The organism is Lentzea sp. HUAS12 (assembly GCF_024125735.1).
In the GTDB taxonomy this organism is placed as follows: Bacteria; Actinomycetota; Actinomycetes; order Mycobacteriales; family Pseudonocardiaceae; genus Lentzea; species Lentzea albida.
The window spans coordinates 8,063,642-8,090,075 of record NZ_CP099738.1 but is presented as its reverse complement, the minus strand read 5'-3'; the positions used below and the strand labels follow the sequence as shown (position 1 = coordinate 8,090,075).

At 69.4% G+C, this 26,434-nt stretch carries 27 protein-coding genes, 1 pseudogene and 1 riboswitch; of the genes and pseudogenes, 16 read left to right on the top strand and 12 right to left on the bottom strand.

Going from position 1 to position 26,434, the window contains the following annotated elements; all coding sequences use genetic code 11:
* Window positions 1–14 precede the first annotated feature (14 nt).
* Together ND450_RS37975 and ND450_RS37970 are read right to left on the bottom strand one after the other, a co-directional pair.
* On the bottom strand, window positions 15–668 hold the full coding sequence (locus ND450_RS37975) for a response regulator transcription factor (RefSeq protein ID WP_089927212.1): 654 nt from the start codon (window positions 666–668) through the stop codon (window positions 15–17).
* Complete coding sequence (locus ND450_RS37970) at window positions 665–1,783, bottom strand: sensor histidine kinase (protein ID WP_253322943.1); 1,119 nt, start codon at window positions 1,781–1,783, stop codon at window positions 665–667. Before ND450_RS37970 ends, ND450_RS37975 begins: the two co-directional genes overlap by 4 nt.
* Before the next feature lie 120 nt (window positions 1,784–1,903).
* Here ND450_RS37970 and ND450_RS37965 point away from each other — a divergent pair, with 120 nt between their 5' ends.
* Window positions 1,904–2,410, top strand: a complete 507-nt coding sequence (locus ND450_RS37965) for a hypothetical protein (protein WP_089927217.1) — start codon at window positions 1,904–1,906, stop codon at window positions 2,408–2,410.
* Here the strand turns inward: ND450_RS37965 and ND450_RS37960 are convergent.
* The gene (locus ND450_RS37960) at window positions 2,382–3,497 is read right to left on the bottom strand and encodes an erythromycin esterase family protein (protein ID WP_305885188.1); all 1,116 of its coding nucleotides are present in this window, start codon (window positions 3,495–3,497) and stop codon (window positions 2,382–2,384) included. The genes ND450_RS37965 and ND450_RS37960 overlap by 29 nt on opposite strands.
* A gap of 79 nt (window positions 3,498–3,576) precedes the next feature.
* Here ND450_RS37960 and ND450_RS37955 point away from each other — a divergent pair, with 79 nt between their 5' ends.
* Window positions 3,577–4,263, top strand: a complete 687-nt coding sequence (locus ND450_RS37955) for a MerR family DNA-binding transcriptional regulator (RefSeq protein WP_253322941.1) — start codon at window positions 3,577–3,579, stop codon at window positions 4,261–4,263.
* On the opposite strand, the gene ND450_RS37950 is transcribed toward ND450_RS37955, so the two are convergent.
* Together ND450_RS37950 and ND450_RS37945 are read right to left on the bottom strand one after the other, a co-directional pair.
* Window positions 4,226–5,239, bottom strand: coding sequence for a homoserine O-acetyltransferase (locus tag ND450_RS37950; protein ID WP_253322940.1), 1,014 nt, complete (start codon window positions 5,237–5,239; stop codon window positions 4,226–4,228). The two genes, ND450_RS37955 and ND450_RS37950, sit on opposite strands and share 38 nt — an antisense overlap.
* Window positions 5,239–6,525, bottom strand: a complete 1,287-nt coding sequence (locus ND450_RS37945) for a bifunctional o-acetylhomoserine/o-acetylserine sulfhydrylase (RefSeq protein WP_253322939.1) — start codon at window positions 6,523–6,525, stop codon at window positions 5,239–5,241. The genes ND450_RS37950 and ND450_RS37945 overlap by 1 nt, the downstream gene beginning before the upstream one ends.
* A gap of 196 nt (window positions 6,526–6,721) precedes the next feature.
* On the opposite strand from ND450_RS37945, the gene ND450_RS37940 reads away from it, so the two are divergent.
* The gene (locus tag ND450_RS37940) at window positions 6,722–7,729 is read left to right on the top strand and encodes a Gfo/Idh/MocA family oxidoreductase (RefSeq protein WP_253322938.1); all 1,008 of its coding nucleotides are present in this window, start codon (window positions 6,722–6,724) and stop codon (window positions 7,727–7,729) included.
* A gap of 211 nt (window positions 7,730–7,940) precedes the next feature.
* Here ND450_RS37940 and ND450_RS37935 read toward each other — a convergent pair whose 3' ends face one another.
* The gene (locus ND450_RS37935; protein WP_371927519.1) at window positions 7,941–8,618 is read right to left on the bottom strand and encodes an NUDIX domain-containing protein; all 678 of its coding nucleotides are present in this window, start codon (window positions 8,616–8,618) and stop codon (window positions 7,941–7,943) included.
* Between the two features lie 58 nt (window positions 8,619–8,676).
* Between ND450_RS37935 and ND450_RS37930 the strand changes: the two genes are divergently transcribed.
* The gene (locus ND450_RS37930) at window positions 8,677–9,624 is read left to right on the top strand and encodes an SPFH domain-containing protein (protein WP_253322936.1); all 948 of its coding nucleotides are present in this window, start codon (window positions 8,677–8,679) and stop codon (window positions 9,622–9,624) included.
* Window positions 9,625–9,674: 50 nt separating this feature from the next.
* Window positions 9,675–10,472 carry a hypothetical protein gene (locus ND450_RS37925; RefSeq protein ID WP_253322935.1) on the top strand — a complete coding sequence of 266 codons (798 nt, stop codon included), beginning with the start codon at window positions 9,675–9,677 and terminating at the stop codon, window positions 10,470–10,472.
* Here the strand turns inward: ND450_RS37925 and ND450_RS37920 are convergent.
* Window positions 10,404–11,681, bottom strand: coding sequence for an MFS transporter (locus ND450_RS37920; protein ID WP_256557368.1), 1,278 nt, complete (start codon window positions 11,679–11,681; stop codon window positions 10,404–10,406). The two genes, ND450_RS37925 and ND450_RS37920, sit on opposite strands and share 69 nt — an antisense overlap.
* Before the next feature lie 99 nt (window positions 11,682–11,780).
* Here ND450_RS37920 and ND450_RS37915 point away from each other — a divergent pair, with 99 nt between their 5' ends.
* The 3 genes from ND450_RS37915 (at window position 11,781) to ND450_RS37905 (ending at window position 15,090) form a co-directional block, all read left to right on the top strand.
* Complete coding sequence (locus ND450_RS37915; protein WP_253322933.1) at window positions 11,781–12,638, top strand: SGNH/GDSL hydrolase family protein; 858 nt, start codon at window positions 11,781–11,783, stop codon at window positions 12,636–12,638.
* Window positions 12,639–12,725: 87 nt separating this feature from the next.
* Window positions 12,726–13,121 (top strand): SSI family serine proteinase inhibitor, encoded by a 396-nt coding sequence (locus ND450_RS37910; protein WP_253322932.1) that lies wholly within the window; start codon window positions 12,726–12,728, stop codon window positions 13,119–13,121.
* A gap of 91 nt (window positions 13,122–13,212) precedes the next feature.
* Complete coding sequence (locus ND450_RS37905; protein WP_253322931.1) at window positions 13,213–15,090, top strand: AarF/ABC1/UbiB kinase family protein; 1,878 nt, start codon at window positions 13,213–13,215, stop codon at window positions 15,088–15,090.
* Here the strand turns inward: ND450_RS37905 and ND450_RS37900 are convergent.
* Complete coding sequence (locus ND450_RS37900; RefSeq protein ID WP_191305218.1) at window positions 15,087–15,491, bottom strand: hypothetical protein; 405 nt, start codon at window positions 15,489–15,491, stop codon at window positions 15,087–15,089. The genes ND450_RS37905 and ND450_RS37900 overlap by 4 nt on opposite strands.
* A 70-nt stretch (window positions 15,492–15,561) precedes the next feature.
* Between ND450_RS37900 and ND450_RS37895 the strand changes: the two genes are divergently transcribed.
* The 5 genes and pseudogenes from ND450_RS37895 to ND450_RS37875 all read left to right on the top strand — a co-directional run bounded on the left by ND450_RS37895 (window position 15,562) and on the right by ND450_RS37875 (window position 19,919).
* Complete coding sequence (locus ND450_RS37895; RefSeq protein ID WP_253322930.1) at window positions 15,562–16,212, top strand: TVP38/TMEM64 family protein; 651 nt, start codon at window positions 15,562–15,564, stop codon at window positions 16,210–16,212.
* A 486-nt stretch (window positions 16,213–16,698) separates the two neighbouring features.
* Window positions 16,699–18,294, top strand: a complete 1,596-nt coding sequence (locus tag ND450_RS37890; RefSeq protein ID WP_253322929.1) for a TROVE domain-containing protein — start codon at window positions 16,699–16,701, stop codon at window positions 18,292–18,294.
* 28 nt (window positions 18,295–18,322) lie between these two features.
* A pseudogene (locus ND450_RS45795) lies at window positions 18,323–18,733 on the top strand (hypothetical protein); the annotation flags it as partial.
* 174 nt (window positions 18,734–18,907) lie between these two features.
* Entirely contained in the window at window positions 18,908–19,261 is a 354-nt protein-coding gene (locus ND450_RS37880) for a helix-turn-helix domain-containing protein (protein ID WP_253328102.1), read from the top strand.
* A gap of 40 nt (window positions 19,262–19,301) precedes the next feature.
* On the top strand, window positions 19,302–19,919 hold the full coding sequence (locus ND450_RS37875; protein ID WP_253322928.1) for a hypothetical protein: 618 nt from the start codon (window positions 19,302–19,304) through the stop codon (window positions 19,917–19,919).
* Here ND450_RS37875 and ND450_RS37870 read toward each other — a convergent pair.
* Window positions 19,906–21,270: an L-serine ammonia-lyase gene (locus ND450_RS37870; protein WP_089927263.1), complete on the bottom strand. Its 1,365-nt coding sequence runs from the start codon at window positions 21,268–21,270 to the stop codon at window positions 19,906–19,908. The two genes, ND450_RS37875 and ND450_RS37870, sit on opposite strands and share 14 nt — an antisense overlap.
* A 43-nt stretch (window positions 21,271–21,313) precedes the next feature.
* Window positions 21,314–21,697 (bottom strand): glycine cleavage system protein GcvH, encoded by a 384-nt coding sequence (gene gcvH, locus ND450_RS37865; protein WP_253322927.1) that lies wholly within the window; start codon window positions 21,695–21,697, stop codon window positions 21,314–21,316.
* 64 nt (window positions 21,698–21,761) lie between these two features.
* Window positions 21,762–21,854: riboswitch (glycine riboswitch) on the bottom strand.
* A gap of 224 nt (window positions 21,855–22,078) precedes the next feature.
* Between gcvH and ald the strand changes: the two genes are divergently transcribed.
* On the top strand, window positions 22,079–23,191 hold the full coding sequence (gene ald / locus ND450_RS37860; protein WP_089927269.1) for an alanine dehydrogenase: 1,113 nt from the start codon (window positions 22,079–22,081) through the stop codon (window positions 23,189–23,191).
* Window positions 23,192–23,246: 55 nt separating this feature from the next.
* Here ald and ND450_RS37855 read toward each other — a convergent pair whose 3' ends face one another.
* Both ND450_RS37855 and ND450_RS37850 read right to left on the bottom strand, forming a co-directional pair.
* On the bottom strand, window positions 23,247–23,927 hold the full coding sequence (locus ND450_RS37855; protein WP_253322926.1) for a TetR/AcrR family transcriptional regulator: 681 nt from the start codon (window positions 23,925–23,927) through the stop codon (window positions 23,247–23,249).
* Window positions 23,928–23,937: 10 nt separating this feature from the next.
* Complete coding sequence (locus tag ND450_RS37850) at window positions 23,938–25,386, bottom strand: MFS transporter (RefSeq protein WP_253322925.1); 1,449 nt, start codon at window positions 25,384–25,386, stop codon at window positions 23,938–23,940.
* A gap of 428 nt (window positions 25,387–25,814) precedes the next feature.
* Between ND450_RS37850 and ND450_RS37845 the strand changes: the two genes are divergently transcribed.
* Together ND450_RS37845 and ND450_RS37840 are read left to right on the top strand one after the other, a co-directional pair.
* Window positions 25,815–25,997, top strand: a complete 183-nt coding sequence (locus ND450_RS37845; protein ID WP_045312139.1) for a hypothetical protein — start codon at window positions 25,815–25,817, stop codon at window positions 25,995–25,997.
* Window positions 25,997–26,434: a hypothetical protein gene (locus ND450_RS37840; protein ID WP_253322924.1), complete on the top strand. Its 438-nt coding sequence runs from the start codon at window positions 25,997–25,999 to the stop codon at window positions 26,432–26,434. Before ND450_RS37845 ends, ND450_RS37840 begins: the two co-directional genes overlap by 1 nt.

Here is a 26,434-nt window from a genome sequence, read left to right as displayed (position 1 = left end):
ACCCCGCAGCGCCATTACCCCGGTACCACGAGCCCGCTCTCGTAGGCGGCGATGACGGCCTGCGCGCGGTCGCGGAGGCCGAGTTTCATCAGCACGCGGCTCACGTGCGTCTTCACGGTCTGCTCGGCCAGCACCAGGTGCGCGGCGATCTCGGCGTTCGACATGCCCTGCGCGATCAGAACGAGGATCTCGGTCTCGCGTTCGGTGAGGACGCCCAGCTGCGCGGGCCTGACCCGTTCGGAACGGCGTGACCGCACGAAGTCCTCGATCAGGCGCTTGGTGATCGACGGCGCGAGCAACGCCTCGCCGGCCGCCACCACGCGCACGGCGTTGAGCAGCTCACGGGCGGGCGCGTGCTTCAGCAGGAACCCGCTCGCACCGGCCTGCAGCGCCTCGTAGACGTAGTCGTCGAGATCGAACGTCGTCAGCACCAGCACCTTCGGGCCGTCGGTGCCGTCGAGCAGCAGCCGGGTGGCGGTGAGTCCGTCCATCTCCGGCATGCGGATGTCCATCAGCACGACGTCCGGTCTGACCGTACGCGCCAACGCGACGCCCTGCACGCCGTTGCCCGCCGCCCCGACGACCTCGATGTCGTCCTGCGCGTCGAGCAGCGCGGAGAAGCCCTCGCGCACCATCTCCTGGTCGTCGACCACGACCACCCTGATCACTTGTCCCCCAACGGAATCCTAGCCCTGACCGCGAACCCGCCGTCCTCGGTCGACTCCACGGTCAGCGTGCCACCGTGCACCGCGACGCGTTCGCGCATCCCCACCAGTCCCTGCCCGCTGCCCCCGCCCCGGGACGGCCCGCCCGCGGTGTTGCGCACCAGCACGTCCAGCCGGTCGCCGTCGCGGCGCACGTGGACGGACGCCTTCGAGCCGGGCGCGTGCCTGGTGGCGTTCGTGAGCGCCTCCTGCACGATCCGGTAGGCGGTGAGGCCGACCGCCTCCGGCACGTCGTCCACGTCGATCTCAGCGGAGTCCCCCGGCCTCGTCAGCTCCGGGATGCGGCTGATGCCGGGCTGCGGTTCGCGTTGCGGGGTCTCGCCGTTGGTCCGCAGCACGCCCAGCAGGCGTTGCATGTCGGTGATCGCCTCCCGCGCCGCCTCACCGACCTCCGCGAACTCCTTCTCCGCCTCCTCGTTGAGGCCTTTGAGGCGGTAGGGCGCGGTTTCGCACCTCACGACCACCAACGACATGTGGTGCGCCACGACGTCGTGCATCTCGCGCGCGATGCGGGCCCGTTCCTCGAGCGCGGCCTTGGCGTCCCGTTCGTGCTCGAGCTCCCGTTCCGCCCTGCCGCGGGCACCGAGCAGGTAGACCACCGCGCTCACGATGGGCACGAAGAGCGCCATGTCCGCGGCCTGCGGTTCGGAGACGATGACCAGCGCCATGGTGATCAACGTCGCCGTGATGACGATCGCACGCGAGTAGAACGCGACGACCACGACGAACAGCGGTGCGGCGGTCCAGTACTGCATGGCCGCGGCGCCTTCGCCCGCTATGAGGATGCTCACGACGTAGAACCCCGGCACGGCCAGCCGCCAGGCGTAGAGCGGCGACCGGATCAGCAGGACGTACGGCCCGACCGTGGCCAGGAAGATGACGACCCACCAGCCGTCCGAGTCCGCCTGGCGCACGTAGCCGGCGCTCGCGACGATCCCCCACACCAGGGCGTAGATGATCAGCGCGGCGTGCACGGGGACGCGCAACCGGCCGAGCGGCCTCGCGAGCACTCGGGTGCGGTCGGGACCGAGAACGGTTCGGTACAGCGCGCGGAACACCAGCCGATGCTAGGTGGATTCGCCGATCCGCACATTGACCTGCGGAGTGACGTACCGCGGTATGACTCTGATCAAGATGGGGCATTGCGAATGCGTGACGCCGCGCGGTAGGCAGTACCTGTGAAACCACCACAGGATCCAGATCGCTGGTCACGGCTCACCGCCGTGGCCGGTGAGGCGCTGGCTGCCGCCAGGGCCGGGGAAGACGCTGTGGCGGTGGACCTCGTGACCGGGTACCTCAGCGGGTCGCCCGAGGGCAACGAGGAGATCCGTGAGCTGGTGCTGCTGCTGTTCGCCGAGTGCAGCAGCATGGTCAGCGCGCTCGGGTCCGGCGGCGCCACGCCGGTGAAGATGCAGGTCTTCGACGAGGACGGCAACGAGGTCCAGATCGACGACGCGGACCCGCCCGTCCGCACCGCGATCCGCGCGTTGCTGGCCGAGGTGCACGGCGACCAGGACGCGGCCTCGGAGCAGATCGAGATCGCCCTGGCCAACGGCCAGCCGCAGGAGCTCGCGACCGTGGTCCTGCAAGCCCTGCGGTGGACGTTGAAGCTGGCCATAGAGTGCGAGACGCGCGACCTGCCCGTCGCGCCGTGGATCACCGCGTCACTGGACGACCAGCCCTGACGTGCAGCAGCGCGTCCACACCGTCCATGAGGTGCTGGTCGAGCGGGAAGTACCCCATCTCGGGCCTGGTGTCGGTGCGGGACGGTCCCCACGGCTTGTCCTCCGTGATGCCCCAGGTCGTGAACCGGCTCTGCAGCTGCCCTTCCGGAGTCGCCCTGTCCGGTTCGCCCAGTCCGAACGAGTCGTTGCGGCCGAGCGTGCCGCCGATGACGGTGTAGCGGTCACCGAGGATCGGAGCCACCAGCGCGCCCGCGGAGAACCACTCGACCCGTTCGCCGCCCATCTCCATCGAGGAGTTGGTGCGCTGCAGGTGGGCGTTGTGCGCGAACACGAACGTCGGGCCGTTCGCGGTCTCGGCGCGCCGGATCTCCAGCAGGTTCCGCGCCATCACGCCGTCGCGCATCTGGCACAGGCGGTTGAGGCGCACGCCCAGCGGGTTCGGCTCCGCGCACTCCCGGTGGTACTGGAGCAGGCTGAGGCCCGCCTGGAGGTGCGTCTCCGCGCGGGCCCACGCCTCGTCGGTGCCGCGGCGCTCGTAGAGCCGCCTGAGCATGCCCGTGCCGATCTCGCGGAGCCGGACGGCCTCCTCGGACCGCCCCGGTGACTGCTCGGCGTGCAGGACCGCCTCGTCGCGGCTCCAGGTCTCGTCGTCGATCGTGAGGTCCACGTCCTCGCCCAAGTGGTCGCGGGCGTGTTCCAGGTACGGGCGAGGACTGGGCGCGCTGGTCGTCTCGGTCTGGAAGTCGAAGCCGTGGAACGACAAGCGGTCCCGCGGCGCTTGGTCCGCGTTGTACTCGCGCATCCACTGCACGAGCTCGCGGTTGGCGGGCCAGTGCTCACCGAACGAGTGGGAGAAACCCTCCTTCACCACCTCGTCCAGGTCGCCGGGCCCGCCGTGCACGTAGTCGTTGACGAGGAGCCCCCTGATCCGGCAGCTCTCCAGGGCGATCGAGCGGTACCCCAGGCCCGCCAGCTGCTCGAACAGCTCGTTGCGGATCCAGGTGTGGGCGTGTTCGAGGTGGGTCGGCTCCCCGAACGCCAAGAGCTCGGTGAAGGGGCTGATGAACTCGCGGATGTCCTGGCTCATGTGGTTCAACCGTAACATTGAAGGTTCGGTTGAGACTTTGACGCGATCGGTGCTGCTGGAGGTCGCTAAAGTCTCAACCGTGCGACCAGCTGACCTCGCCCGTGAACACGGCCTCTCGGCCCAGGCCGTGCGCAACTACGAGGAGGCCGGGTTCCTCCCGCCGGCCGGGCGCACGCCGTCCGGGTACCGCGTCTTCACCGAGGTCCACGCCGCCGCGCTGCGCACGTTCCTCGCGCTGGTCCCGGCCTTCGGGCACGCCCGCGCCGGCCAGATCATGAACGCGGTCCACGCCGGATCGCTCGACGACGCGCTGGAGTGGATCGACCGCGGCCACGAGCGACTGCTGCGCGACCGCTCGACGCTCGACTCGGTCAGCCGCGCGGTGCAGGACCTGACCGACGTCGAACCGGTGCTGGAGCCGCGCACGATCGGTGAGCTGGCCCGCCGTCTCGGCGTGACGCCGGCGACGCTGCGCGCGTGGGAGGAGGCCGGAATCCTCGTGCCGGCGAGGGAGAAGACCGGTTACCGCGTGTTCCGGGCGGAGGACGTCCGCGACGCCGAGCTGGCGCACCTGCTGCGCCGCGGCGGCTATCCGTTGGCGCGCATAGCCCTGGTGGTCGAGCAGGTCCGCACGGTGGGCGGCACCGACACGCTGGGTGCCGCCCTCGCCGACTGGCGCCGCCGCCTCACCGCGCAGGGACTCGCGATGCTGGCCGCGGCCGCGCGGCTCAACGAGTACCTGAACGCACGGGCACCAGTTCCGTGACGAGCGCGCCGACCTGCTCGCTCTCGATCAGGAACGCGTCGTGCCCGTACGGCGACTCGATCACCCGCAGCCCGTCCGCTCCGGGGATGCCCGCCGCCAGTTCTTCCTGCTGTGCCAACGGGTACAGCCGGTCGGAGTCGACGCCCGCCACGATCGTGCGCGCGGTGACCTTCCGCAACGCGGCCCTGATCCCGCCGCGCCGGTACCCGACGTCGTGCGAGTTCATCGCCTCGGTCAGCGTGACGTAGCTGGCCGCGTCGAACCTCCGCGTCAGCTTCGCCGCGTGGTGGTCCAAATAGGACTCGACCTCGAACCGCCCGTCGTCCTGCCTCGCCCGTCCGAACCGGGCCTGCAGCTCCTGCTCGCTGCGGTAGCTGATGTGCGCGATCCGCCGCGCGATCCCCAGTCCCTCCGCGGGATCGGCCCTGATCGCGTGCAGCTGCGCGGACGCCAGCGCGATCTGCTCGGCGGACGCCGCGGCCGTCGTCGCCAGCAGCAGCAACGATTCCACGCGTCCGGGCTCGCTCACCGCCCACTCGACGGCGCGCATGCCGCCCATGGACCCGCCGAGCACCGCGGCCCACCGCTCGATCCCGAGGTGGTCCGCGAGGTGCACCTCGGCCGCGACCTGGTCCCGGATGGTGATCGCGGGAAAACCGGGGTGCTGCCAGGGACCGGTGCTGCCCTGGCAGCCGCCCAGCACGTTCGGCGCCACCACGAAGAACCCGTCGAGCGGCTTTCCCTTGCCCACCAGGGAGTCCCACCAGCCCGGCGTGGGGTGGCCCGGCTCCACGCCCCCGGCGACATGGCTGTCCCCGGTGAGGGCGTGGAGCACGAGCACCGCGTTGGAGGCCTCTGCGTTCAAGGTCCCCCACGTCTCGTACGCGAGCTGGAAACCCGGCAGGTCCCCGAACGGCGCGGCGTGGCTGAACCACTGCCGCCGCCCGTTCGGATCGCCGAACCGCCAGCCGCCCACTACAACTCGGACTTCGCCGCGGTGAAGCCCGCCTCCAGGTCCGCCTTCAGGTCCTCGAGGCCTTCGAGGCCGACCGACAGCCGCACCAGGCCGGGCGCGACACCCGTGACGAGCTGCTCCTCGGGCGTCAGCTGGCTGTGCGTGGTCGAGGCGGGGTGCACGATCAGCGACCGCACGTCACCGATGTTCACCAACTGGCTGAACAGGCTCGTCCCGTCGACGAACGCCCGTCCGGCCTCGACACCGCCGCGCAGCTCGAAGCTCACGACCGCACCGGCGCCCTTGGGCAGGTACTTCTGCGCGTTGGCGTGGAACGGCGACGACGGCAGGCCCGCGTAGTGGACCTTCTCGACCTCGTCGCGCTGCTCCAGCCACTCGGCCAGCGCCTGCGCGTTCTGCACGTGCCGCTCGATGCGCAGCGACAACGTCTCGATGCCCTGGATCACCAGGAAGCTCGTCAGCGGCGCGATGGACGCACCCGTGTCCCGCAGTCCCTGCACGCGCAGCTTCGCCGCGAACGCCCCGTGCCCGAGCACCGGCCAGTACTGCAGGCCGTTGTAGCTGGGGTCGGGCTCGTGGAAGTCGGGGAACTTCTCGGCGCCGTACTCGAACTTGCCGCCGTCCACGACCACACCGGCGATGGCCGTGCCGTGACCGCCGAGGTACTTCGTCGCGGAGTGGATGACGATGTCCGCACCGTGCTCCAACGGCCGCAGCAGGTACGGCGTGGGCACCGTGTTGTCGACGAGCAGCGGCACGTCGTTGGCGTGCGCGACCCCGGCGACACCCTCGATGTCGAGCACGTGCGACCGCGGGTTGGCCAGCGTCTCCGCGAAGAACAGCTTGGTGTTGGGCCGCACGGCCGCCTGCCACGCGTCGAGGTCGTCGGGGTCGTCCACGAAGGACACCTCGATGCCGAGCTTCGGCAGCGTGTAGTGGAACAGGTTGTACGTGCCGCCGTAGAGCGACGCGCTCGAGACCAGGTGGTCACCGGACCGCGCGAGGTTGAGGATCGCGGCAGTCTCCGCGGCGGACCCGGATGCGAAGGCGACGGCCGCCACGCCCCCTTCGAGCGCGGCGACGCGCTGCTCCAGCACGTCCTGCGTGGGGTTGTTGATGCGGGTGTAGATGTTCCCGGGCTCGGCCAGCGAGAACAGGTCGGCACCGTGCTGCGTGTCCCGGAAGACGTAGGAGGTGGTCTGGTAGATCGGTGTGGCGCGAGCGCCGGTGGCCGGGTCGGGCGCGGCACCCGCGTGGATCTGAGCAGTCTCGAAGGACCAGGACATGGCTGTGCTCCAGAACGTTCGTTGATGCGAGAGGGGGTTTGGGATCAACGAGAGCAACGACAGGCCATGCTGGTGACGCGCACGTAATCGACGTGGCGTCGGCTAACCAGCGGCATGGTCATAGTTCACGAATGTAAGGGGCCACACGGTCCCGTGGACACCCCGTCCACCAGGTGAGACCGCTTAGGCTGATCGCATGCGCACAGCTCTGGTCGGCTACGGACTAGGTGGGGCGGCCTTCCACGCCCCGTTCATCGAGGCAACCCCGGGCCTGGACCTCTCCGCCGTGGTCACCTCGAACCCGAAGCGCCGGGCAGAGGTGGCCGAACGCTACCCGGCAGCCCGTCTCCTGTCCTCTCTGGACGAAGTCTGGGCAGGCGACTTCGACCTGGTCGTCATCACCACCCCGAACCGCTTCCACGCGACCCACGCCCGCCAGGTCCTGGAACACGGCCTCGACGTCGTCGTCGACAAGCCCTTCGCGGGCTCCGCCATGGAGGCAAGAGCCCTGGCCTCCATCGCCTCCTCCCGAGGCCTCAGGCTCGTCCCGTTCCACAACCGCCGCTGGGACGGCGACTTCCTGACCGTCCAGCGCCTCCTGGCCTCGAACGCCCTGGGCAAGGTCCACAGATTCGAGTCCCGCTTCGAGCGCTACCGCCCCGAGATCAAGTCGTCGTGGAAGGAATCAGGCGACCCGGCAGACCTCGGCAGCATCCTCTTCGACCTGGGCACGCACCTCATCGACCAGTCAGTGGCCCTCTTCGGCCGCCCTGTGACGGTGCACGCCGAGATCGCCACCGTCCGCCCCGGCGCCCGAGCGGACGACGACGTCTTCCTCTCCCTGACCCACGAGGACGGCGTCCGCTCCCACCTCTGGATGAGCGCGCTGGCAGCAGACCTGGGCCCGCGCTTCCGCGTGCTGGGCCACGACGCCGCGTACGTGAAGCACGGCATGGACCCGCAGGAGGACCGCCTCAAGGCAGGCGACACCCCGGCAGGCCCGGGCTGGGGCGAGGACCCCGAATCCGCCTGGGGCACCCTCGCCGGCGAGCCCCTGCGCACCGAGCCGGGCGCCTACCAGGACTTCTACGCGGCGGTGGCCGCAGGCGAGGTGCCGGTGTCGCCGCAGGACGCGGTGACGGGCCTGGAGGTGATCGAGGCGGCGAAGCAGTCGGCGGCATCGGGAGGCGCGGTCCGGCTCTGACCGCACAGGCAGCGCGGGACGGGAGCAGGCAGGGCAGGCACGCCTGATCGCCCGCGATGCCACAGGCGTGCCATCAGCCCCCAGGCGGCGCTACCCCCTTGGCCAGATCGCCGGGGCCCGGGGTAGCGCCTCAGGGGAAGCACGCAACCGCAACAGGCCGCACGCGAAACAACCACCCGCAAAGCCGCCCCCGCGCAAGCCCCCCGCGCACCTACGGCCGCACCAACGGCGGATACAGCACCTCAGCCGCCCCCCGCCGAAACAACGCGGCCGGCCGCCCCCCGTCCCGCGAGGTCGTCTCCCCGGTGGCCACCAACAACCCAGCCACCCCCGTGACCTTCCGGTGAAAGTTCCGGGGATCCAACGAAACCCCCCACACGATCTCGTAAACCCGCCTCAACTCGGCCACCGTGAACTCAGCACCACAAAACGCGGTCCCCAAAGCCGAGTACTCCAACTTGGCCCGAGCCCGCTCCACCCCGTCCCCCAAGATCCGCGCGTGGTCGAACGCCAAAGACGACACCTCCCCCACCGGCACCCAGGAAGCGGCGGCGGCATCGGTCCCGGCGACAGGCACCGGCAGATCAGGCGCCAACGCCAGATAGGCAACGGACACGACCCGCATCCGAGGGTCCCGCCGGGGCTCCCCGTACGTCCCCAACTGCTCGAGATGCAGCCCGGACACCCCGGTCTCCTCGGCCAGCTCCCGCACGGCCGCGGCATCCACCGACTCGGTGACCTGCACGAACCCACCAGGCAACGCCCACCGCCCCCGATAGGGCGCCTCCCCGCGACGAACCAGCAGCGCGCACAGCTCATCACCCCGCACGGTCAGCACCACGAGGTCGACCGTGACCGCGAAGGGAGGGAAATCACTTGGCGAGTACACCACCGCAGTATAGGCTTATCGTCAGATCGACGACAAGCCACCGAAGGAGCACGACCCCATGGCCGACATCAGCACCTACCCCGGACTCCGCCACCTCCGCGGAGCCCCGACCGTCCACATCCGACACGTCAAGAACGGCAAGATCGCCCACGAGGGCACCGGCCTGAGCTTCTGGTTCCGCCCCAGAACCGCGGTCCTGAGCGAGGTCCCGGTGGACGACCGGGAGCTCCCGATGCTCTTCCACGCGAGAACGCAGGACTACCAGGACGTCACGGTCCAGCTCACGGTCACCTACCGCTGCACCAACCCGGAGACGGCGACGACCAGGATCGACTTCTCGATCGACCCCGACACCGGCACCTGGCGCCAGGACCCGCTGAGCCAGATCGCGAACACCCTCACCGAGAGCACCCAGCAGCACGCGCTGAAGATCCTCGGCACCCTCGACCTGGAGACCGCCATCCGAACCGGCGTCGAGAAGGTCAAGACCGCGGTCGCGACCAACCTCCAGGCCGACCACATCGGCCTGGAGATCATCGACGTGAGGGTCGTCGCGATCCGCCCGGACGCCGACATGGAGAAGGCCCTCCAGACCACCATCCGCGAGAAGGTCCAGCAGGAGGCCGACAAGGCGACCTACGAGCGCCGCGCCATCGCGGTCGAGCGCGAGCGCGCGATCAGCGAGAACGAACTGCAGAACCAGATCGAGCTCGCCAAACGAGAAGAGCTCCTGGTCGTGCAGCGCGGTGCGAACGCCCTCAAGAAGGCCGAGGACCACGCGAGGGCCAGCCGCGTCGCCGACGACGCCAAGGCCGACGGCATCCGCAAGCTCGCGGAAGCCGAGGCCGCCGGTGAGAAGGCGCGACTGGACGCCTACAAGGAGGTCCCGCAGGCGACGCTGCTCGCTCTGGCGGCGAAGGAACTCGCCGGCAACCTCCCGGAGATCGGCAGCATCACGCTCACGCCGGACGTCATCCAGCCGATCCTGCAGCGGCTCGCGCGATGAGCCTCGCGCCGAGAATCGTGCTGGTGCACCGGCGCACCGAGTTGACAGAGTTGTTGGCACGACACGGGACGAGGGGTCAGGTCGAGTTCTTCCTCAAGTCCCGCAACCGAACCCTGGACGAGGTGGTGGACCGTGACCAGCAGACCCGCAAGGCGCTGGGAGACGTCGGCGCCGCGATCCCGCTCGACTGGCGCCGCGGCGTCGTCGAGCGGGAAGACCTGTCGCGGTTCCTGTTCGCGCCCGAGGACGTGGTCGTCATCGTCGGGCAGGACGGGTTGGTCGCCAACGTCGCCAAGTACCTCGACGGCCAGCCCGTGATCGGCATCAACCCGGAGCGGGGCGTGCTCGCCCGGCACGCCCCGCAGGACGCCGCGGAACTCCTGCACAGCACGAACGACACCGAGGACCGCACGATGGTCGAGGCCAGGGCGGACGACGGCCAGACCCTCTGCGCGCTCAACGAGATCTACGTCGGTCACCCGAGCCACCAGACCAGCCGCTACCGCATCGCGGACGAGCGCCAGGCGTCGTCCGGCGTCCTCGTCGGCAGCGGCACGGGCGCGACGGGCTGGTGCAGTTCGGCGCACCGCGAGCGGAGGAGCCCGCTCACCCTCCCCACCCCGACCGAACGCAGGCTCGTCTGGTTCGTCCGGGAGGCCTGGCCGTCGCCGAGCACCGGCATCGAGCACACCGAGGGCGAGATCACCGGCGAACCTCTGCAGATCGACGTCGAGTCGGACGGCCTCGTGGCGTTCGGCGACGGCATCGAGAGCGACGCGCTAAGGCTGGGCTGGGGCCAGCGGCTGAGCATCGGACTCGCCGCCCGCAGGCTCCGCCTCGTGCGCTGACCCGATCACCAGCAGGCACACGCCGGACAGCACCGCGCCGGCGATCAGGTACAGCGCGATGGCCCAGGTTCCGGTGCGCAGCAACGACTGCGCGACCAGCGGGGCGAGCCCGCCGCCCAGCACCGCGCCCAGCTGGAAGCTCAACGCCACCCCGCTGTACCGCACGCGGGTCCGGAACAGCTCGGCGAAGTAGGCGGCCGACGGGCCGAACAACGCGGCCGAGCCGACGAAGCCGAGCACCATCGCGAACGTGAACCAGCCCGAGTCCGTCAGCCAGAACAGCGGGAACGCGAACGCGGCCTGGAAGATCGCGCCGCCGAACATCACCGGCAACCGGCCGATGCGGTCCGACAGGAGCCCGAAGGCGGGCACCGCAACGACCTGCGCCAGCGATCCGACGACGGTCGCGACCAGCAGGTCGTCCGCGGAGATCTTCAGCGCCGTGCGCCCGTAGCCGATCATGAACACGCTCAGCACGTAGATGAAGATCGTGAACCCGAGGTTGACGCCGGCGCCCAGCAGCACCACGCGCCACCGGTCGCGCAGCACCTCCGCGATCGGCAGCCGCGCCTTCTCGACGCGCGCGAACTGCGGCGACTCCGCCACGCGCAGCCGGATGTAGAGGCCGATGCCGACCAGCACGACCGAGAACAGGAACGGCAACCGCCAGCCCCAGCTCAGGAAGTCCGGCCCGGACGCGCGCGACGACACGTACATCGCGAGGTTCGCGAGCACGAGCCCGACCGGCGACCCGATGAACACCCAGCTGCCGTACCAGCCCCACCGCCCCGGCGGCGCGTGCTCGACGGCCATCAGCGACGCGCCGCCCTGCTCTCCGCCCATGAAGAAGCCCTGGACGAGCCGCAGCAACACGAGCGACAACGGCGCGAGGATGCCGACCTGGGCGTAGGTCGGCAGCAGACCGATCAACGCCGTCGACGCGCCCGTCACCGAAAGGGTGATCACCAGCATCGGCCGCCGCCCGATCCGGTCACCGAGGTGCCCGATGACCGCGCCGCCCAGCGGCCGGGCGAAGAAACCCGCACCGAACGTGGCGAACGCGAGCAGCACGCCGACGCGCGAGTCGAACTGCGGGAAGAAGATCTTGTCGAACACGAGCGCCGAGGCCGTGCCGTAGAGCAGGAAGTCGTACAACTCGATCGTGTTACCGACCGCCGAAGCCGTCGCTACTTTGCGTGCCCCCGTCATCGTTCCAGCCTGGTGGAGGGATTGACACTGCGCAATGGTCCGGTCACCCTTCGTCCTACGTTCCTACTCTTCAGTAACGAGGTAGCAATGACGCGCCGAGTGACTGTCGTTTCCCTGCTCACAGCCCTGTTCGCGGCCTTGCTGGCACCGCACGCCGGCGCCGCACCGACCTACCGGAACTACGTCTCGCTCGGAGATTCGTTCGTCTCGGGACCGTTCATCCCCCTGCAGCGGCTCGACCCGCTGAGCTGCTTCAAGTCCACGCAGAACTACCCGTCGGTCCTCGCGAGGAAGCTCGGCATCGCCAACTTCACCGACATCTCCTGCGGTGGCGCGCAGACCAAGGACATGGCGGGCGTCCAGTCCGGCGTCCCCGGCCAGTCGGTGACGCAGTTCTCCGCGCTGAAAGCCGACACGGACCTCGTCACGGTGTCCATCGGCGGCAACGACATCGGCTTCTCCGACATCATCCTGACCTGCGCCGGCAAGAGCATCACCGACCCGAACGGCGCTCCCTGCAAGGCGAACTACGGCGACTCGCTCGGTCAGCGCGTCGACGCCACCGCCGCCAAGGTGGCCGCCGTCCTGCAGGGCATCAGGCAGCGCAGCCCGAAGGCGAAGGTCGTCGTGGTCGGCTACCTGCGGATCCTGCCGCCGTCCGGTGGCTGCTGGCCCGTCGTGCCGATCTCCAAGGGCGACGTGCCGTACCTCGACAACGTGCAGCAGCAGCTCAACGGAATGCTGGGCGCACAGGCGAAAGCGGCCGGTGCCACGTTCGTGAACCCCTACGACATCAGCCTCGGTCGCGACACGTGCGCGGCGCCGTGGGACAAGTGGGTCGAGGGCATCATCCCGACGAGCCTCGCGTTCCCCGTTCACCCGAACGCCAAGGGCATGGCTGCGGTGGGTGACCAGGTGGCGAAGGCGCTCGCCAGGACGGAGTCCACGCGCGTCTAGTTGCACGCAGTTAAGGCGGATTACACGATCTGGTGTTACCGCCCGGTTGAATGGAATCTCGGGTCTTTGCCGCGCCAGAGTGATGGCATGGCAAGGACCCGACTTCTGTTTGCCTGTCTCGCGCTCGCCGCACCGCTCGTCCCCGCGACGGCCCAGGCGGCACCCCTGACAGAGGCCCTCTTCCCCGCAGCCGGCGTGACGCTGTCGGTGCAGCCGGAGATGGGCACGTTCAGCACCACGCAGCTGACCTGCGAACCCACGGGTGGAGTGCACCGCAACGCCCAGCAGGCGTGCGACCAGCTCACGCCCGTCGAGGGCGACTTCCGCAGACTGGACGCGGCGGAGGTGATGTGCACGATGGAGCTGAACCCGACCAAGGCGACGTTGCGCGGCAAGTGGCGCAACAAGAAGATCGATTTCCAGCAGGTGTACTCGAACCCGTGCGTGCTGCGCGCACACACGGGCAAGGTCTTCGACTTCTGACCCCCTGATCGCGCCACCGGTTGTTCCAGCACACCGCCGTCGTGCTGGAACAACCGGTGGCCTTCAGCTCGCACGGCCTAGCATGCCGGGCATGGGGGACTTCCTGGTCTACACGATCGGCTTCCCGATCACGTTCCTGCTGCTCGTGCTGGGCATGGCCCTGGCCGCGCGGCGAATCCTCGGCCTGCGCATCGGCCTGATCCGCACCGCGCTGGCGTGCGCGCTGGCGATGTCGGTCGCACAAAGCGCTTTCGGCGAAACGACGGCCGAACCGTCCGCGGGTCTCGTGACGCTCCAACTCGGACTGTCCATCCTCGCCGTGATCGCGGTGCTGGCGCTCGCGGAGATCATCGTCCCGACCGGCTCGATCCCGCCGCCCACCGAGTGGTGGGGCATGGCGCGGCGCCGGATCGCGCGGACCCGGCGGTACTCGCGGATCACCGCGATCGCGTTCCGCCACGGCCTCGGGCCCTACCTGCGCGGCCGCGAACGCACCTCCACCGGACTCTCGCGGTCGCTGCGGCTCGCGTTGCAGGACGCCGGCGTGACGTTCGTGAAGCTCGGGCAGGTGCTGTCGACGCGCGCCGACCTGCTGCCGCAGGACTTCGTCGACGAGCTGAGCCTGTTGCAGGACAAGGTGCCCGCGGCGAAGTGGGACCAGGTGCGCGAGGTGCTCGACGCCGAGGTCGGGCTCGACGCCTTCCGCGAGGTGGACCCCGAACCGCTGGCGGCGGCCTCGATCGCGCAGGTGCATCGAGCCGTGTTGCGCTCCGGCGCCGAGGTCGTCGTGAAGGTGCAACGGCCGGACGTGCGGGCAACGGCCGAGGGGGATCTCGACATCGTCTCGCGCCTCGCCGAGACGCTGCAGCGCACCCGCTGGGGCTCCGCGCTGGGCATCCGGGACCTCGCGGCCGGGTTCGCGGCGGCGTTGCGCGAGGAACTCGACTTCCGGATCGAGGCGCGCAACATCACGGCCGTGGCGGCGGCGTCGGACTCGTCGGTCGGCCTGCCGCACGTCCACCTGTCGACATCGCGCGTCCTCGTCATGGACCGGCTCGACGGCGTGCCGGTGCGGGGCGCGTCCGGGGACGAGGGGCTTGCACGGACGTTGCTGCGGTTCGTGCTGCGTCAGGTCATGCTCGATGGCGTCTTCCACGCGGACCCGCACCCCGGCAACGTGCTGCTGCTGACCGACGGCCGCCTCGGCCTGCTCGACTTCGGCTCGGTCGGGCGGATCGACTCCGCGCTGCGCTCGGCGCTGCAACGGCTGCTGCTCGCGATCGACCGCAGCGACCCGGCGGGCCTCACCGACGCGCTGCTGGAGCTGACGTCCCGCCCCGAGGACATCGACGAGCAACGGCTCGAGCGCGCGCTCGGCCAGTTCATGGCCCGCCACCTCGGCGCGGGCATGCGTCCGGACGTGGAGATGTTCGGCGACCTGTTCCTGATCGTGTCCCGGTTCGGCCTGAGCATCCCGCCGGAGGTCGCGGCGGTCTTCCGGGCCCTCGCGACGCTGGAGGGCACGCTCGCGGAGCTGGCACCGGGCTTCAACATCGTGGTCGAGTCGCGGGCCTTCGCCGCCGAACAGATCTCCGAACGGCTCACGGCCGAGTCGGTGAAGCGCACGCTGGCCGAGGAGCTGCAGGCCGTGCTGCCCATGCTGCGCCGGTTGCCGCGGCGGATCGACCGGATCACCGGGGCGGTGGAGCAGGGCCGCCTGAGCATGTCGGTGCGGCTGTTCGCGGACGAACGCGACAGGTCGTTCGTCACGGGCCTGCTGCACCAGGTGATGCTGACGGCCCTGGGCGCCACGGCGGGCGTGATGTCGGTCCTGCTGCTCGGCTCGTCCGGCGGGCCGCGGATCTCGCCGGACGTGGGTCTGCACCAGGTGTTCGGCTACAACCTGATGATCATCTCGGTGCTGCTGGGCCTGCGGGTCGTCGTCGCGGTGTTCCGGCCACGCTCCTAGAACTGCCTGCGGTACACCGAAACGTCGTCGCGCCACACGCCGAACTGGTCCGGCGCCGACTGGACGACCGTCATCTCGTTGAGGTGCCCGAGCACCCGCCACGCCCGCGCAACCGCTTGCGCACCCGCGTAGGCGATGGTGCAGAACCGGCGCGGCTCGACGACCGTGCGCACGCGGTCGACGTGGCCGACGCTCATCGGCGTGTCGTGCCAGAGGTCCAATGTGTACCCGGTGCGGATGGGGTCGCCGGACCCGAGGACGCCCTCGATGCTGACCACCAGGCGGTCGTTCTCGAGCCTCAGGTCGTAGTGGCCGCTGCGCGGAGGGGTGCCGCCGGTGTATGCGGAGCGTGCCGGGTCGAGCACCCAGTGCCCCAGAAAAGGCACGAGATCGTCACTCATGTGTGTCCCTTCGCGGAACCTGCGCCACTGGCGGATTGTCCGGCGGATCGACGTGGGCGACCATCACCCGATGAGTTATGAGACGGGCGTCCGGTGGAAGTGGATACCGGCCGTCGTGCTCGGCTTCGTGTTGCTGAGCTGGATCGTGTTCGAGGCACTCGACCTCATCGACTTCGACGGTGTCGTGACGTGGGTGCGCGGCATCGACCCGGCGTGGGCGGCGGCGGCGATCTTCGCCCTGCTCGTCGTGGACGTGCTGCTGCCCGTGCCGTCCACGCCGCTCATCGTGCTGGCGGGAACGGCACTCGGCCTGCCCCTCGGGCTGGCACTCGCGGTCGTCGGATCCCTGGGTTCCTCTGCCGCAGGGTACGCCCTGGGGCGGTTCGCGGGCCCGGTCCTGGTGCGGCGGGTGGTGACCATCGAGGAGCTGACCGAGATGCGGCGCTGGGGCCGCCAGTTCGGGCCGTGGTTCTTCGGCGTGGCCCGCGGCATCCCGATGATGGCGGAGACCGTGTCCGTGTCCGCCGGGGTGTCCAGGGTGTCGTTCCGGACCTTCATGTCGTACACGCTCATCGGAACCCTGCCGATCTGCGCCGCCTACGTGTTCGCCGGGTCGAAGGCCGAGACCGTCGAGCAGATCGTGATGATCAGCGCGGCCGGATTCCTGTTGACGGTCGGCCTCTTCTACCTCCTGCGCCGGCTCGTGAAGGCGGCGCCTTAAAACCCTTTGCACGGCGTGGTTGTATTGGTGAGCGCCCGGTGCGCAGCGGAGGGTTACTTCCGGTGATTCTCAGGTTCGATTCCTGAGGCCGGCTCCGGCCGGTCTCTGCTCACCTCGGTGAGCACGTCACCTTCCGTGATTTGATCTCGGGCGTCCAAACTCCACATCGGCTTCGAATTAATTCGCTGGCGCGGTGTGGTTGCATGTAAATAGCACCCGGTGCGAAAGTTCGCGGTTACTTCATTGGAGATGAAAACCCAACCGCGAGCGTGTTTGATCTCGGGAGCGCACAACTCCACACGTGTCCGGTGCGAAGCAGAGGGTTACTTCCACTCCTAATGGGCGGGTTGCGGGTTCGAGTCCCGTCAGTCGTTCGGCGGCTGTAGCTCAACTGGCAGAGCAGCACGTACCTTCCGCGACCTCGACCTCGGACACGTGTGGAGTTCGTGAGCTCCCTTTTGTCTGCCCAAAAGGGGGAAAGAGCCGATGGCGAAGTTCAACATCTTCCGCGCGCGTCCGGCGGGCACCAGCCCTGTCGCCACGGCGCCGGAACCGACGGGCCTCACCCACGAACGCGGCGACGGCTACGCGCGCGACACGAAGTCCGAGCTGTTCCTGCTCGCCGTGTCGAACATGGGCGGCGAGGACACGTTCTACGAGTCCGGCCGCAAGCGCGACAACCGCTTCGCAGCGCTCGTGCACGCCGCGGCACTCGCGGATCCCGAATGGACCGCGCGCCTGCTCAAGTGGCTGCGCAGCGAGGCGAACATGCGCACGGCGTCCCTCGTGGGCGCGGCGGAGTTCGTGCTCGCCCGCCTGGTCGCCGAGTCCGACGCGGGCGTCACCAACCGCGCCGTCGTCGACTCCGTCCTCCAGCGGGCGGACGAGCCGGGCGAACTCCTCGCCTACTGGACCGCCCAGAACGGCCGGCGCGTCCCGAAGCCGATCAAGCGCGGCATCTCCGACGCCGTCCGGCGCCTGTACGACGAGCGCGCGGTCCTCAAGTGGGACAGCGACGCCCGCGGCTACCGGATGGCCGACGTGCTGAACCTCGCGCACCCGTCGCCCGCCGCACCGTGGCAGGGCGAGCTCTTCCAGTACGTGCTGGACCGCCGCCGCTCCCCCGACACCGAGGTGCCGGAGGCGCTGCGCGTGGTCGCGGCACGGCGTGAGCTGATGGCGTGGCCGGTGGAACAGCGCCGTGCGCTCTTCTCGCGTCCCGACGCGGCCGACGTGCTGCGGCGGGCCGGGATGACGTGGGAGGCCGTGGCGGGATGGCTGCAGGGACCGCTCACCCGTGAGGTGTGGGAGGCGCTGGCGCCGTCGATGGGGTACATGAGTCTCCTCAGGAACCTCAGGAACTTCGACGAGGCCGGCCTGTCCGACGAGGCGGCGGCGCTGGTCGCGGCACGTCTGGCCGACCCCGGCCAGGTAGCGCGCTCGCGCCAGTTCCCGTTCCGCTTCCTGTCCGCGTACGAGGCGGCGCCGAGCCTGCGCTGGGGCCACGCCCTGGACCAGGCGCTGCAGGCGTCGCTCGCGAACCTGCCCGCACTGCCGGGCCGGTCGCTCGTCCTCATCGACACCTCGGCGTCGATGTCGGGCGGCGCGATCTCGGCCCGTTCGAAGGTCACCCCGGCCAAGGCCGCGGCGGTCTTCGGCGTCGCGCTCGGCGCGAAGGGCGAGCAGGTCGACGTGGTCGGGTTCGCGGACGGCACGTTCCGCCACGACGTTCCGCGAGGGGCATCGGTGATCCGCGAGGTCGACCGGTTCCTCCGGCGGATCGGCGAGGTCGGGCACGGCACCGACATCGTCGGGTCGCTGCGGCGCTCGTACCGGCGGCACGACCGCGTGTTCATCATCTCGGACATGCAGACGATGTCCGGGTACTACGGCAAGGGCGTCTCGGACGTCGTGCCGGCACACGTGCCGATCTACGGGTTCAACCTGGGCGGGTACGAGCACGCGGCGTACGCGACCGGAAAGGCCAACAGGCACGAATTCGGTGGCCTCACGGACGCAACGTTTAAGGCGATTCCCTTGCTGGAAGCGGGCATGTTCGCGCAATGGCCCTGGGAGCCGTAGGCAAACAGGTGTTCGATAGTGTTCCCGAATGGCGGAGCACAAGTGTGCCATCGAAGGGTGCCACAGAGCCCACAAAGCACGGGGATGGTGCGCGACGCACTACCGACGCTGGAGCCTGCACGGCGATCCGACAACACTGCTGAGGGAGTGGCGGCCGCGCACCACCTCGTGCGCCGACGAGGACTGCACCAAGTCGACGCTCGGCGGCGCGAAGGGGTGGTGTCGCACGCACTACGAGCGACATCGGCAGAATCGACCCCGCAAAGGTCGCCCCGCGAGCAAAGGGCACATTCGCGACGGCTACCGGTTCAAATACCTGGGCAAGGGCGTCTGGTCGTCCGAGCATCGCCTGGTGATGGAGGAGATTCTCGGACGACCGTTGACCCCCACCGAGACCGTTCACCACAAGAACGGAATCAGGGACGACAACAGACCTGAGAACCTGGAACTCTGGGCGAGCAAGCATCCTCGCGGCCAACGAGTCACCGATCTCGTGGCGTTCGCCCGCGACGTCATGCGCGAGTACGGCGAAATGGTCACGACACCGGACGACGTGCGATCTGACGGTAAGCGCACACTGGGAGTTAGCGTTCTCACCAGCTATGATGCTGGCATGGAGTACAACGTGTTCGCGAAGGCGTGCCCGTCACGTCCCTTGCTGGAGCACGTCACCGGCAGGTGGGGCGGCCTGACGATGGGCGTGCTCGTGGACGGACCGCTGCGGTTCAACGAACTGCGCCGCCGCGTCGACGGGGTCAGCGAGAAGATGCTGTCCCAGACGCTGCAGGCGCTGGAGCGCGACGGGTTCGTGCACCGCGACGCGCAGCCCACGAACCCGCCGCGCGTCGACTACAGCCTCACGCCGCTCGGGCGCGAGACGGCGGAGCGGCTGCTCTCGTTGATCCACCTGCTGGAGGCGCGGATGCCCGAGGTGCTGGACGCGCAGAAGGCTTACGACGCCCGCTGATCTGGTAAATCCGCTTGGTGTGGCTGATTGGGCTGATCGTGTGAACGGATGCGGACGGTGCTGGCGGCAGGACGAGCTGGATCTGCTCGACGGCGATCCCGAGCTGCTGTCCGACAAGCTCGTGCACAAGTTCGCCTGGGAGAGCACGGACCACTTCGAGCGCGACGAGTACGAGCCGGCGTGGCGCCGGCTCGGGTACCGGGTGGTCGGGGTGCTGGAGAACGATCCGGACGGCAAGCTCACCGCGGGGCTGGCGTGGGCCCGGTTCGAGAGCTGGCCGGAGAGCGAGCAGGCCGCGCTGCGCGCGCTGGTCACCGATGTCGTCGTGCGTGCGGCGGCAGACCCGGAGCGCTGGTGGCGACTGGACGAACTGCTCCACGCGGCCGCTCAGCTGGACCAGGACATGGCTCCCTGGCTGCGGCTCGTCGACACCTTCGAGGACGACGTCGTCGCCCATGTCGCGCACGACTACTCGTGGCACTACGGACGCGACACCGGCCCGTTGCTCACCTGGATGATGTGGGACGACCCCGGAAAGCCGATCCGCGACTGGCTGCACTCCCCCGCGCTGCGCGCCCGGCTGTCCAGGATCGACAGCCGGGACGCTCAGCAAGCGCTGGAGAACGTCGACCTGATGGCCGAGTTCAGCATTCGATGACGTTCACGGCGAGGCCGCCGCGTGCCGTCTCCTTGTACTTCACGGACATGTCCTTGCCGGTGTCCCGCATGGTCTTGATGACCTTGTCGAGCGACACGAAGTGCGAGCCGTCGCCCCGCAACGCCATGCGCACGGCCGTGATGGCCTTGATGGACGCGACGGCGTTGCGTTCGATGCACGGGATCTGCACGAGGCCGCCGATCGGGTCGCAGGTCAGCCCGAGGTTGTGCTCCATCGCGATCTCGGCGGCGTTCTCGACCTGTTCGGGGGTGCCGCCGAGCACCTCGGCGAGCCCGCCCGCGGCCATCGAGCAGGCCGAGCCGACCTCGCCCTGGCAGCCGACCTCGGCGCCGGAGATCGACGCGTTCTCCTTGAACAGGACGCCGATCGCGCCCGCGGTCAGCAGGAAGCGGACGACGCCGTCGTCGGAGGCTCCCGGCACGAACTTCGTGTAGTAGTGCAGGACCGCCGGGACGATGCCGGCCGCGCCGTTGGTCGGTGCGGTGACGACGCGGCCGCCCGCCGCGTTCTCCTCGTTGACGGCGAGCGCGAAGAGCGTCACCCAGTCCATGACCCGCAGCGGGTCGGTGACGAAGTGCTCGCCCTCCAGGCGTTTGCGCATCTCGGCTGCGCGGCGGCGGACTTTGAGGCCGCCAGGCAGGACGCCGTGTTCGGTGCAGCCGCGTTCGACGCACTCCTGCATGACGTGCCAGATGTGCAGAAGTCCTTCGCGGACTTCGGTTTCCGTGCGCCACGACAGCTCGTTGGCCATCATGATCTCGCTGATCGACAGGCCGGTCTCGCGGCAGCGCGCGAGGAGTTGGTCGCCGGTCAGGAACGGGTGCGGCAGCGGCGTGGTGTCCGGCTTGATCCGGTCGGTGCCGCTCGCGTTCTCGTCGACGACGAAGCCGCCGCCGATCGAGTAGTAGACGGCGTGCTCGACCGACTTGCCGTCCGCGAACGCCTCGAAGCTCATCCCGTTGGGGTGCAACGGGAGTGACTTGCGGCGGTGCATGACGAGGTCGCGGTCGTGCACGAAGCCGATCTCGTGCGTGCCGCCGAGCTTGAGCCGTCCGCCGGAGATGATCTCCTCGACGCGGCCGGCCGCGACCGCGGGGTCGACCTCCTCGGGAAGGTTGCCCTCGAGGCCGAGGAACACGGCCTTCGGGCTGCCGTGGCCGTGCCCGGTCGCGCCGAGCGAGCCGAACAGCTCGACGTGCACGCGGTCCACTGTGGATGCGCGTTCACCGAGCTTGTCGACGAACATGGCCGCCGCGCGCATCGGGCCGACCGTGTGGGAGCTGGACGGGCCGATGCCGACGGAGAACAGGTCGAAAACGCTGATCGCCACTGATCAGTCCTTCGTGGTGGTGGAGCGGTCAATCAGGCCCATGTCAGTCGGTCTTGGTGAGCTCGGCGTACTTCGCCGCCGTGAGCAGGTTCTCGGCCGATTCGACGCGGACCTTGAACAGCCAGCCGGCGCCGTACGGGTCGTTGTTCACGATGGCCGGGTCTTCGACGACGGCGCTGTTGACCTCGATGACCTCGCCGGTGACGGGCGAGAACAGGTCGCTGACGGACTTGGTGGACTCGAGCTCGCCGCAGACCTCGTTGGTGATGACCTTCGCACCGACCTCGGGGAGCTGCACGTAGACGATGTCGCCCAGCGCGTCGGCCGCGTACTCGGTGATTCCGCAGGTCAGCGGGTCCTGGGTGCCCGGCGTCCAGTCGACCCACTCGTGCTCGACGGTGTAGAGCAGGTTCTCGGGGAACTCCACGGCGCGACTCCTCTGGCTGTGACGGGTCAGGACTGCTTGCGCCCCCTCCGCCGTGCAGAGTTGCCTACCCCGAGCGGTCTTGCTGCCTGAGAGTGTGCGGGAGCTTGCCCCTTCGGCGCCCCGACTCGGTCGTCGAGGTCTCTCCCACTCGGGTTGTGGCGCTTGCGCGCCGCGGCCGGTGTTCAGTTCTCGGCGCGCACGCTATGTGCGGTCCCGGTCGAGTGTCAACGCGGGGACGTCGACTGGAACGCGAGCCACGTTCAGGTCGCTCTGTCCCAAGTGAACAATCCAGCAGGTGCCGGATAGTGCGATCTGCACAGTGACATGACCTTGCGAGTGGCTCACATTGTGAGATGTCGGCCACCGAACGGAGGAGTCATCGTGCGGATCGCAGTTCCCCGCGAGATCAAGAACCACGAGTACCGCGTCGCTCTCACCCCTGCCGGTGCGCACGAGCTGACGAGCCGCGGGCACGACGTGTTCGTCGAGCAGGGCGCCGGTCTGGGCTCCGCGATCACCGACGAGGAGTACCTCGCCGCCGGTGCCAAGGTCCTCGCGACCGCCGACGACGTCTGGTCCGAGGGCGACCTGGTCCTGAAGGTCAAGGAGCCCATCGCCGAGGAGTACCCGCGCCTGCGCGCCGGCCAGACCCTCTTCACGTACCTGCACCTCGCCGCCGACAAGCCGCTGACCGAGGCGCTGCTGGCGTCCGGCACCACGGCCATCGCCTACGAGACCGTGCAGCTGCCGAACCGCGCGCTGCCGCTGCTCGCCCCGATGTCCGAGGTCGCGGGCCGGCTGGCCCCGCAGGTCGGCGCGTTCAGCCTGATGAAGCCCTCCGGTGGCCGTGGCGTGCTGCCCGGTGGCGTCCCCGGTGTCGCCCCGGCCCGCGTGGTCGTGATCGGCGGCGGCGTGGCCGGCATCAACGCCGCCACCATCGCCGTGGGCATGGGCGCGGACGTGCAGATCCTCGACACCAACGTCGACCGCCTGCGCCAGATCGACGCCCAGTTCCAGGGCCGCCTGCGCACGCTCGCCTCGAACTCGTTCGCCATCGAGCAGGCCGTCCGGGAGGCCGACCTGGTCATCGGCGCCGTGCTGGTCCCCGGTGCCGCCGCACCCAAGCTCGTGTCGAACGCGCTGGTCGCCGACATGAAGCCGGGTTCGGTGCTCGTCGACATCGCCATCGACCAGGGCGGTTGCTTCGAGGACTCGCGCGCCACCACGCACGCCGAGCCGACCTACGAGGTCCACAACTCGGTGTTCTACTGCGTCGCGAACATGCCGGGCGCCGTCCCGCGCACCTCGACCTACGCGCTGACCAACGTGACGCTGCCGTACGCGGTCGCGCTGGCCGACAAGGGCTGGGAGAAGGCGCTCAAGGACGACCGTTCGCTGGCCCTGGGCCTGAACGCCCACGCCGGCAAGCTGACCAACGGCCCGGTGGCCGAGGCGACCGGTCTGCCGCACACGGCGCTGGAGAGCGTCGTCTGAAGACCAACTGAATGAATGAGGCCCCCGCACGCGTGAACCGCTGCGGGGGTTTCGCCTATCGGAGGGCGGCGACGCGCGCCTTGATGCCGTCGATCACGCAGTCCAGCCCGAACTCGAACTGGCCCTCGAGCGACCAGATCTCCTGTTCGTCCAGCATCCTGACGTAGTTCGGGTGCTTGTCCCGGTACAGGTCGGCGATCTTGGTCAGATCCGGCGGCGGGGAGTCCATCCCGCCGCGGGCGATGAAGTTGACCTCGGCGATCACGTACCCGGTGGCGAAGCTCGAGACGGTGGAGACCGACTGGGCCGCGGCGCCCAGTGGCAGGCCCGCCCGGAGCATGGGTTCGAACATCGCGTCGGACATCGCGACCGCCTTCGGGCCGATGCTGTTGAACTCGCCGATGTTCTTGACCCACCAGGGGTGGCGGTGCGCGATCTGACGCATCGCGTGCATCATCCCGCGCACCGCGGTCTCCCAGTCGTCGTCGGGGCCCGGCATCGGGAACTCGCCGTAGACCTCGTCGAGGCACAGCTCGATCAGCGCGTCCTTCGTGGGCACGTGCCAGTAGAGCGACATGGGGGCCGCGCCGAGCTCCGCGGCGAGCTTGCGCATGGACAGCTTCTGCAGGCCGTGTTCGTCCAGCATCTCCATCGCCTTGCGGACGATGGCCTCACGGCTCAGGCCGAGGGGCTGGTTGCTGCTGGGCCTGGGCTTGCTGAACCACACGCTCTCCACGTGGACGATCCTAAGCACGCCGCAGCAACACGCTGGCCACAACACCTCCCAGGAACACGGCGATCGCGCCGATCACCAGGCTGACGCTCATGCCGTTGGAGAACGCCTCGCGCACGACGGTGATGTCCGCACCGCTGTGCAGTGCCTCCGACAGCGACCGCCCCGGTACGCCGTCGGGCAGCGAGGCCGCGAACCGCGCCGACAGCAGTGCGCCCAGCACCGCGATGCCGAAGGAGGAGCCCAGCTCCGACAACGTGCCCGACAGCCCGGAGGCGACTCCGGCGCGTTCCGGCGGGATCGAGCCCATCAGCGCGTTGACGGCGACCGGTTGCGACACACCGACTCCGACGCCGATCAGGACCAGTCCGGCCAGCGTCGGCGGGTAGGTGGTGCCGATCGACAGCAACGCCACGCCGGCCGCGACGATCGTCATGCCGAGCAGCATCGCCCGGCCCGCGCCGAGCCTGATCACGAGCTGTCCCAACGTGTTGCTGGTGACGAGCAGCGCGATCGCCATGGGCGCCACGCGCACGCCGGCCTCCAGCGGGCTGTAGCCGAGCACGCCCTGGAGGTGTTGCGTCAGCAGGAAGAGCGAGCCCGCCATGCCGAACGCCGCCAGCACGCCCGACGCCACGGCACCGGTGAAGCGGCGGTTCCGGAAGAACGTCAGGTCGAGCATCGGATCGGCGGTGTGCCGTTCCCACAGGGCGAATCCGGTCATGGTCACGAGACCGACCGCGATCGGCACGCCGAACTCGGCGGAGCCGAACCCGTGTTGCGGCACCTCGATCACCGCGTACACGACCGACACCATGCCGACGATCGACAGGATCGAGCCGATCACGTCCGGCCTGCGCACGGTCGGGTCCTTGGACTCCGGCACCAGGAACGCGACGGCCGCGAGCGCGAGGACCGCGACCGGCACGTTGATCAGGAACACCGAGCCCCACCAGAAGTGCTTGATCAGCGCGCCGCCGATCACCGGTCCGGCCGCGAAGCCGAGGCTCGTGACGGCGGCCCAGATGCCGATGGCCTTCGGGCGTTCCTTGTCGTCGAACAACTGCGTGAGCACGGCGAGCGTGCCCGGCATCAGCACCGCGGCACCGATGCCCATGAAGCCGCGGGCGGCGATCAACGCCTCGGACGTGCTCGCGTAGGCGGCGACCGCGCTCCCCGTGCCGAACAGGACGAGCCCCGTCAGCAGTGCGCGCTTGCGGCCGAACCTGTCGCTCAGCGAACCGGTCGTGAGCAGCAGGCCCGCCAGTGCGAGCGAGTAGGCGTTGATCATCCACTGGATGTCCGCGGTGCTCGCGCCGAGGCTCGTCGAGATCGACGGGATGGCCACGTTGAGGACGGTGTTGTCCAGCACCACCACCATCACGGACAGGCACAGCACGCCGAGCACGGCCCAGCGTTGCGGGTGCGGGCGCACCCCGATCTCTTCGGTCGTCGAAGTCATCTCCGGTCCCCCTTACGGTGTACGGGGACCTTACAGCGTACGAGGGCGTCGGGCGCAACGGATTTACGGACAGGACGTGCCGGAAAAGTGGGAAAACCCGGGGGCGCGGGGGTGTCCCCCGACAAACACTGCGGGCCCCGGCGAAATCGGTCGAAGACCAATGTGCGCCGGAGCCCGCCACGTAAAGGGCGGCCGCGCTCAACCAGCCTGGGGGTCACTGGGAGCGGGGCCGCCGTGTCCAAATATAGCGGGCTCTGTGGCGGCGCGCCCAGCACCCCCGCCGAAACGCGACCCGAAAGTTTCCCCGAGTGGACCACTGCACGTGTCCGGCCGGTCCAGCAAACGAGTGAATTCCCCGGTTCGCGGTGCGGCGAGCAGGGGGTTCGGCCGATGAAGACCAAGTCGGGTGTCCCTCGAAGGGAGATTCCATGGCTGAACCACAGGGATGGATCCACTGCCACGACCCGTTCGGTCGCGACAGGTCGATGACCGTTCTGGTGGAGAACGACCGCGTCCTGCTGGTCACGCCTCCTGGCGAGACCGCTGTGATGTCCGCCACCCAGACGCGCAGGTTGGGTTCGCTGCTCGACCAGGCCACGGCGAAGATGTGATGGACGCGAGCCTGCGCGACGCGGTGCTGCAACGCCTGGCACTGCTGGACAAGGTCGCCGAGCACGGAGAGGCGGAGGCGCTGGTCCCGTTGGCCCGCGCGGAGATCCACCGCCTCGCGGACGGCTGGCGCCTGCTGCTGACGGTGCACCAGCCGGACGAGGACGGCCGGTGCCGGGCGTGTCCCGGATGGCTGCGCCGGCGCCGGTGGCCCTGCCAGGTCTGGAACATGGCGCACCAGCACCTCATCGGAGAAGGGCTGCCGCACCGCGAACGGCGCAGGCCGTTGCGCAACCCCTTCACTCGATCAGGTGTTATCGAGATGCCGGAGGAAACCCCGGCCGAGATGACCACCGAGCTGCCGGTCCTGACCGACGCACCACCGGTGGTGCACCGCGCGCCCGTCGTGTCTCGTCCCAAGCACGCCTTGCCGGAGTGA

Excerpts from the sequence above, each read along its gene's own strand:
- ND450_RS37930 (WP_253322936.1), top strand. The coding sequence starts at position 8,677 with ATGGCCGACATCAGCACCTACCCCGGACTCCGCCACCTCCGCGGAGCC.
- ND450_RS37920 (WP_256557368.1), bottom strand. The coding sequence starts at position 11,681 with ATGACGGGGGCACGCAAAGTAGCGACGGCTTCGGCGGTCGGTAACACG.
- ND450_RS37840 (WP_253322924.1), top strand. The coding sequence starts at position 25,997 with ATGGACGCGAGCCTGCGCGACGCGGTGCTGCAACGCCTGGCACTGCTG.
- ND450_RS37845 (WP_045312139.1), top strand. The coding sequence starts at position 25,815 with ATGGCTGAACCACAGGGATGGATCCACTGCCACGACCCGTTCGGTCGC.
- ND450_RS37895 (WP_253322930.1), top strand. The coding sequence starts at position 15,562 with ATGAGTTATGAGACGGGCGTCCGGTGGAAGTGGATACCGGCCGTCGTG.
- ND450_RS37880 (WP_253328102.1), top strand. The coding sequence starts at position 18,908 with ATGGAGTACAACGTGTTCGCGAAGGCGTGCCCGTCACGTCCCTTGCTG.
- ND450_RS37940 (WP_253322938.1), top strand. The coding sequence starts at position 6,722 with ATGCGCACAGCTCTGGTCGGCTACGGACTAGGTGGGGCGGCCTTCCAC.
- ND450_RS37960 (WP_305885188.1), bottom strand. The coding sequence starts at position 3,497 with ATGAGCCAGGACATCCGCGAGTTCATCAGCCCCTTCACCGAGCTCTTG.
- ND450_RS37850 (WP_253322925.1), bottom strand. The coding sequence starts at position 25,386 with ATGACTTCGACGACCGAAGAGATCGGGGTGCGCCCGCACCCGCAACGC.
- ND450_RS37890 (WP_253322929.1), top strand. The coding sequence starts at position 16,699 with ATGGCGAAGTTCAACATCTTCCGCGCGCGTCCGGCGGGCACCAGCCCT.
- ND450_RS37910 (WP_253322932.1), top strand. The coding sequence starts at position 12,726 with ATGGCAAGGACCCGACTTCTGTTTGCCTGTCTCGCGCTCGCCGCACCG.
- ND450_RS37905 (WP_253322931.1), top strand. The coding sequence starts at position 13,213 with ATGGGGGACTTCCTGGTCTACACGATCGGCTTCCCGATCACGTTCCTG.
- ND450_RS37900 (WP_191305218.1), bottom strand. The coding sequence starts at position 15,491 with ATGAGTGACGATCTCGTGCCTTTTCTGGGGCACTGGGTGCTCGACCCG.
- ND450_RS37945 (WP_253322939.1), bottom strand. The coding sequence starts at position 6,525 with ATGTCCTGGTCCTTCGAGACTGCTCAGATCCACGCGGGTGCCGCGCCC.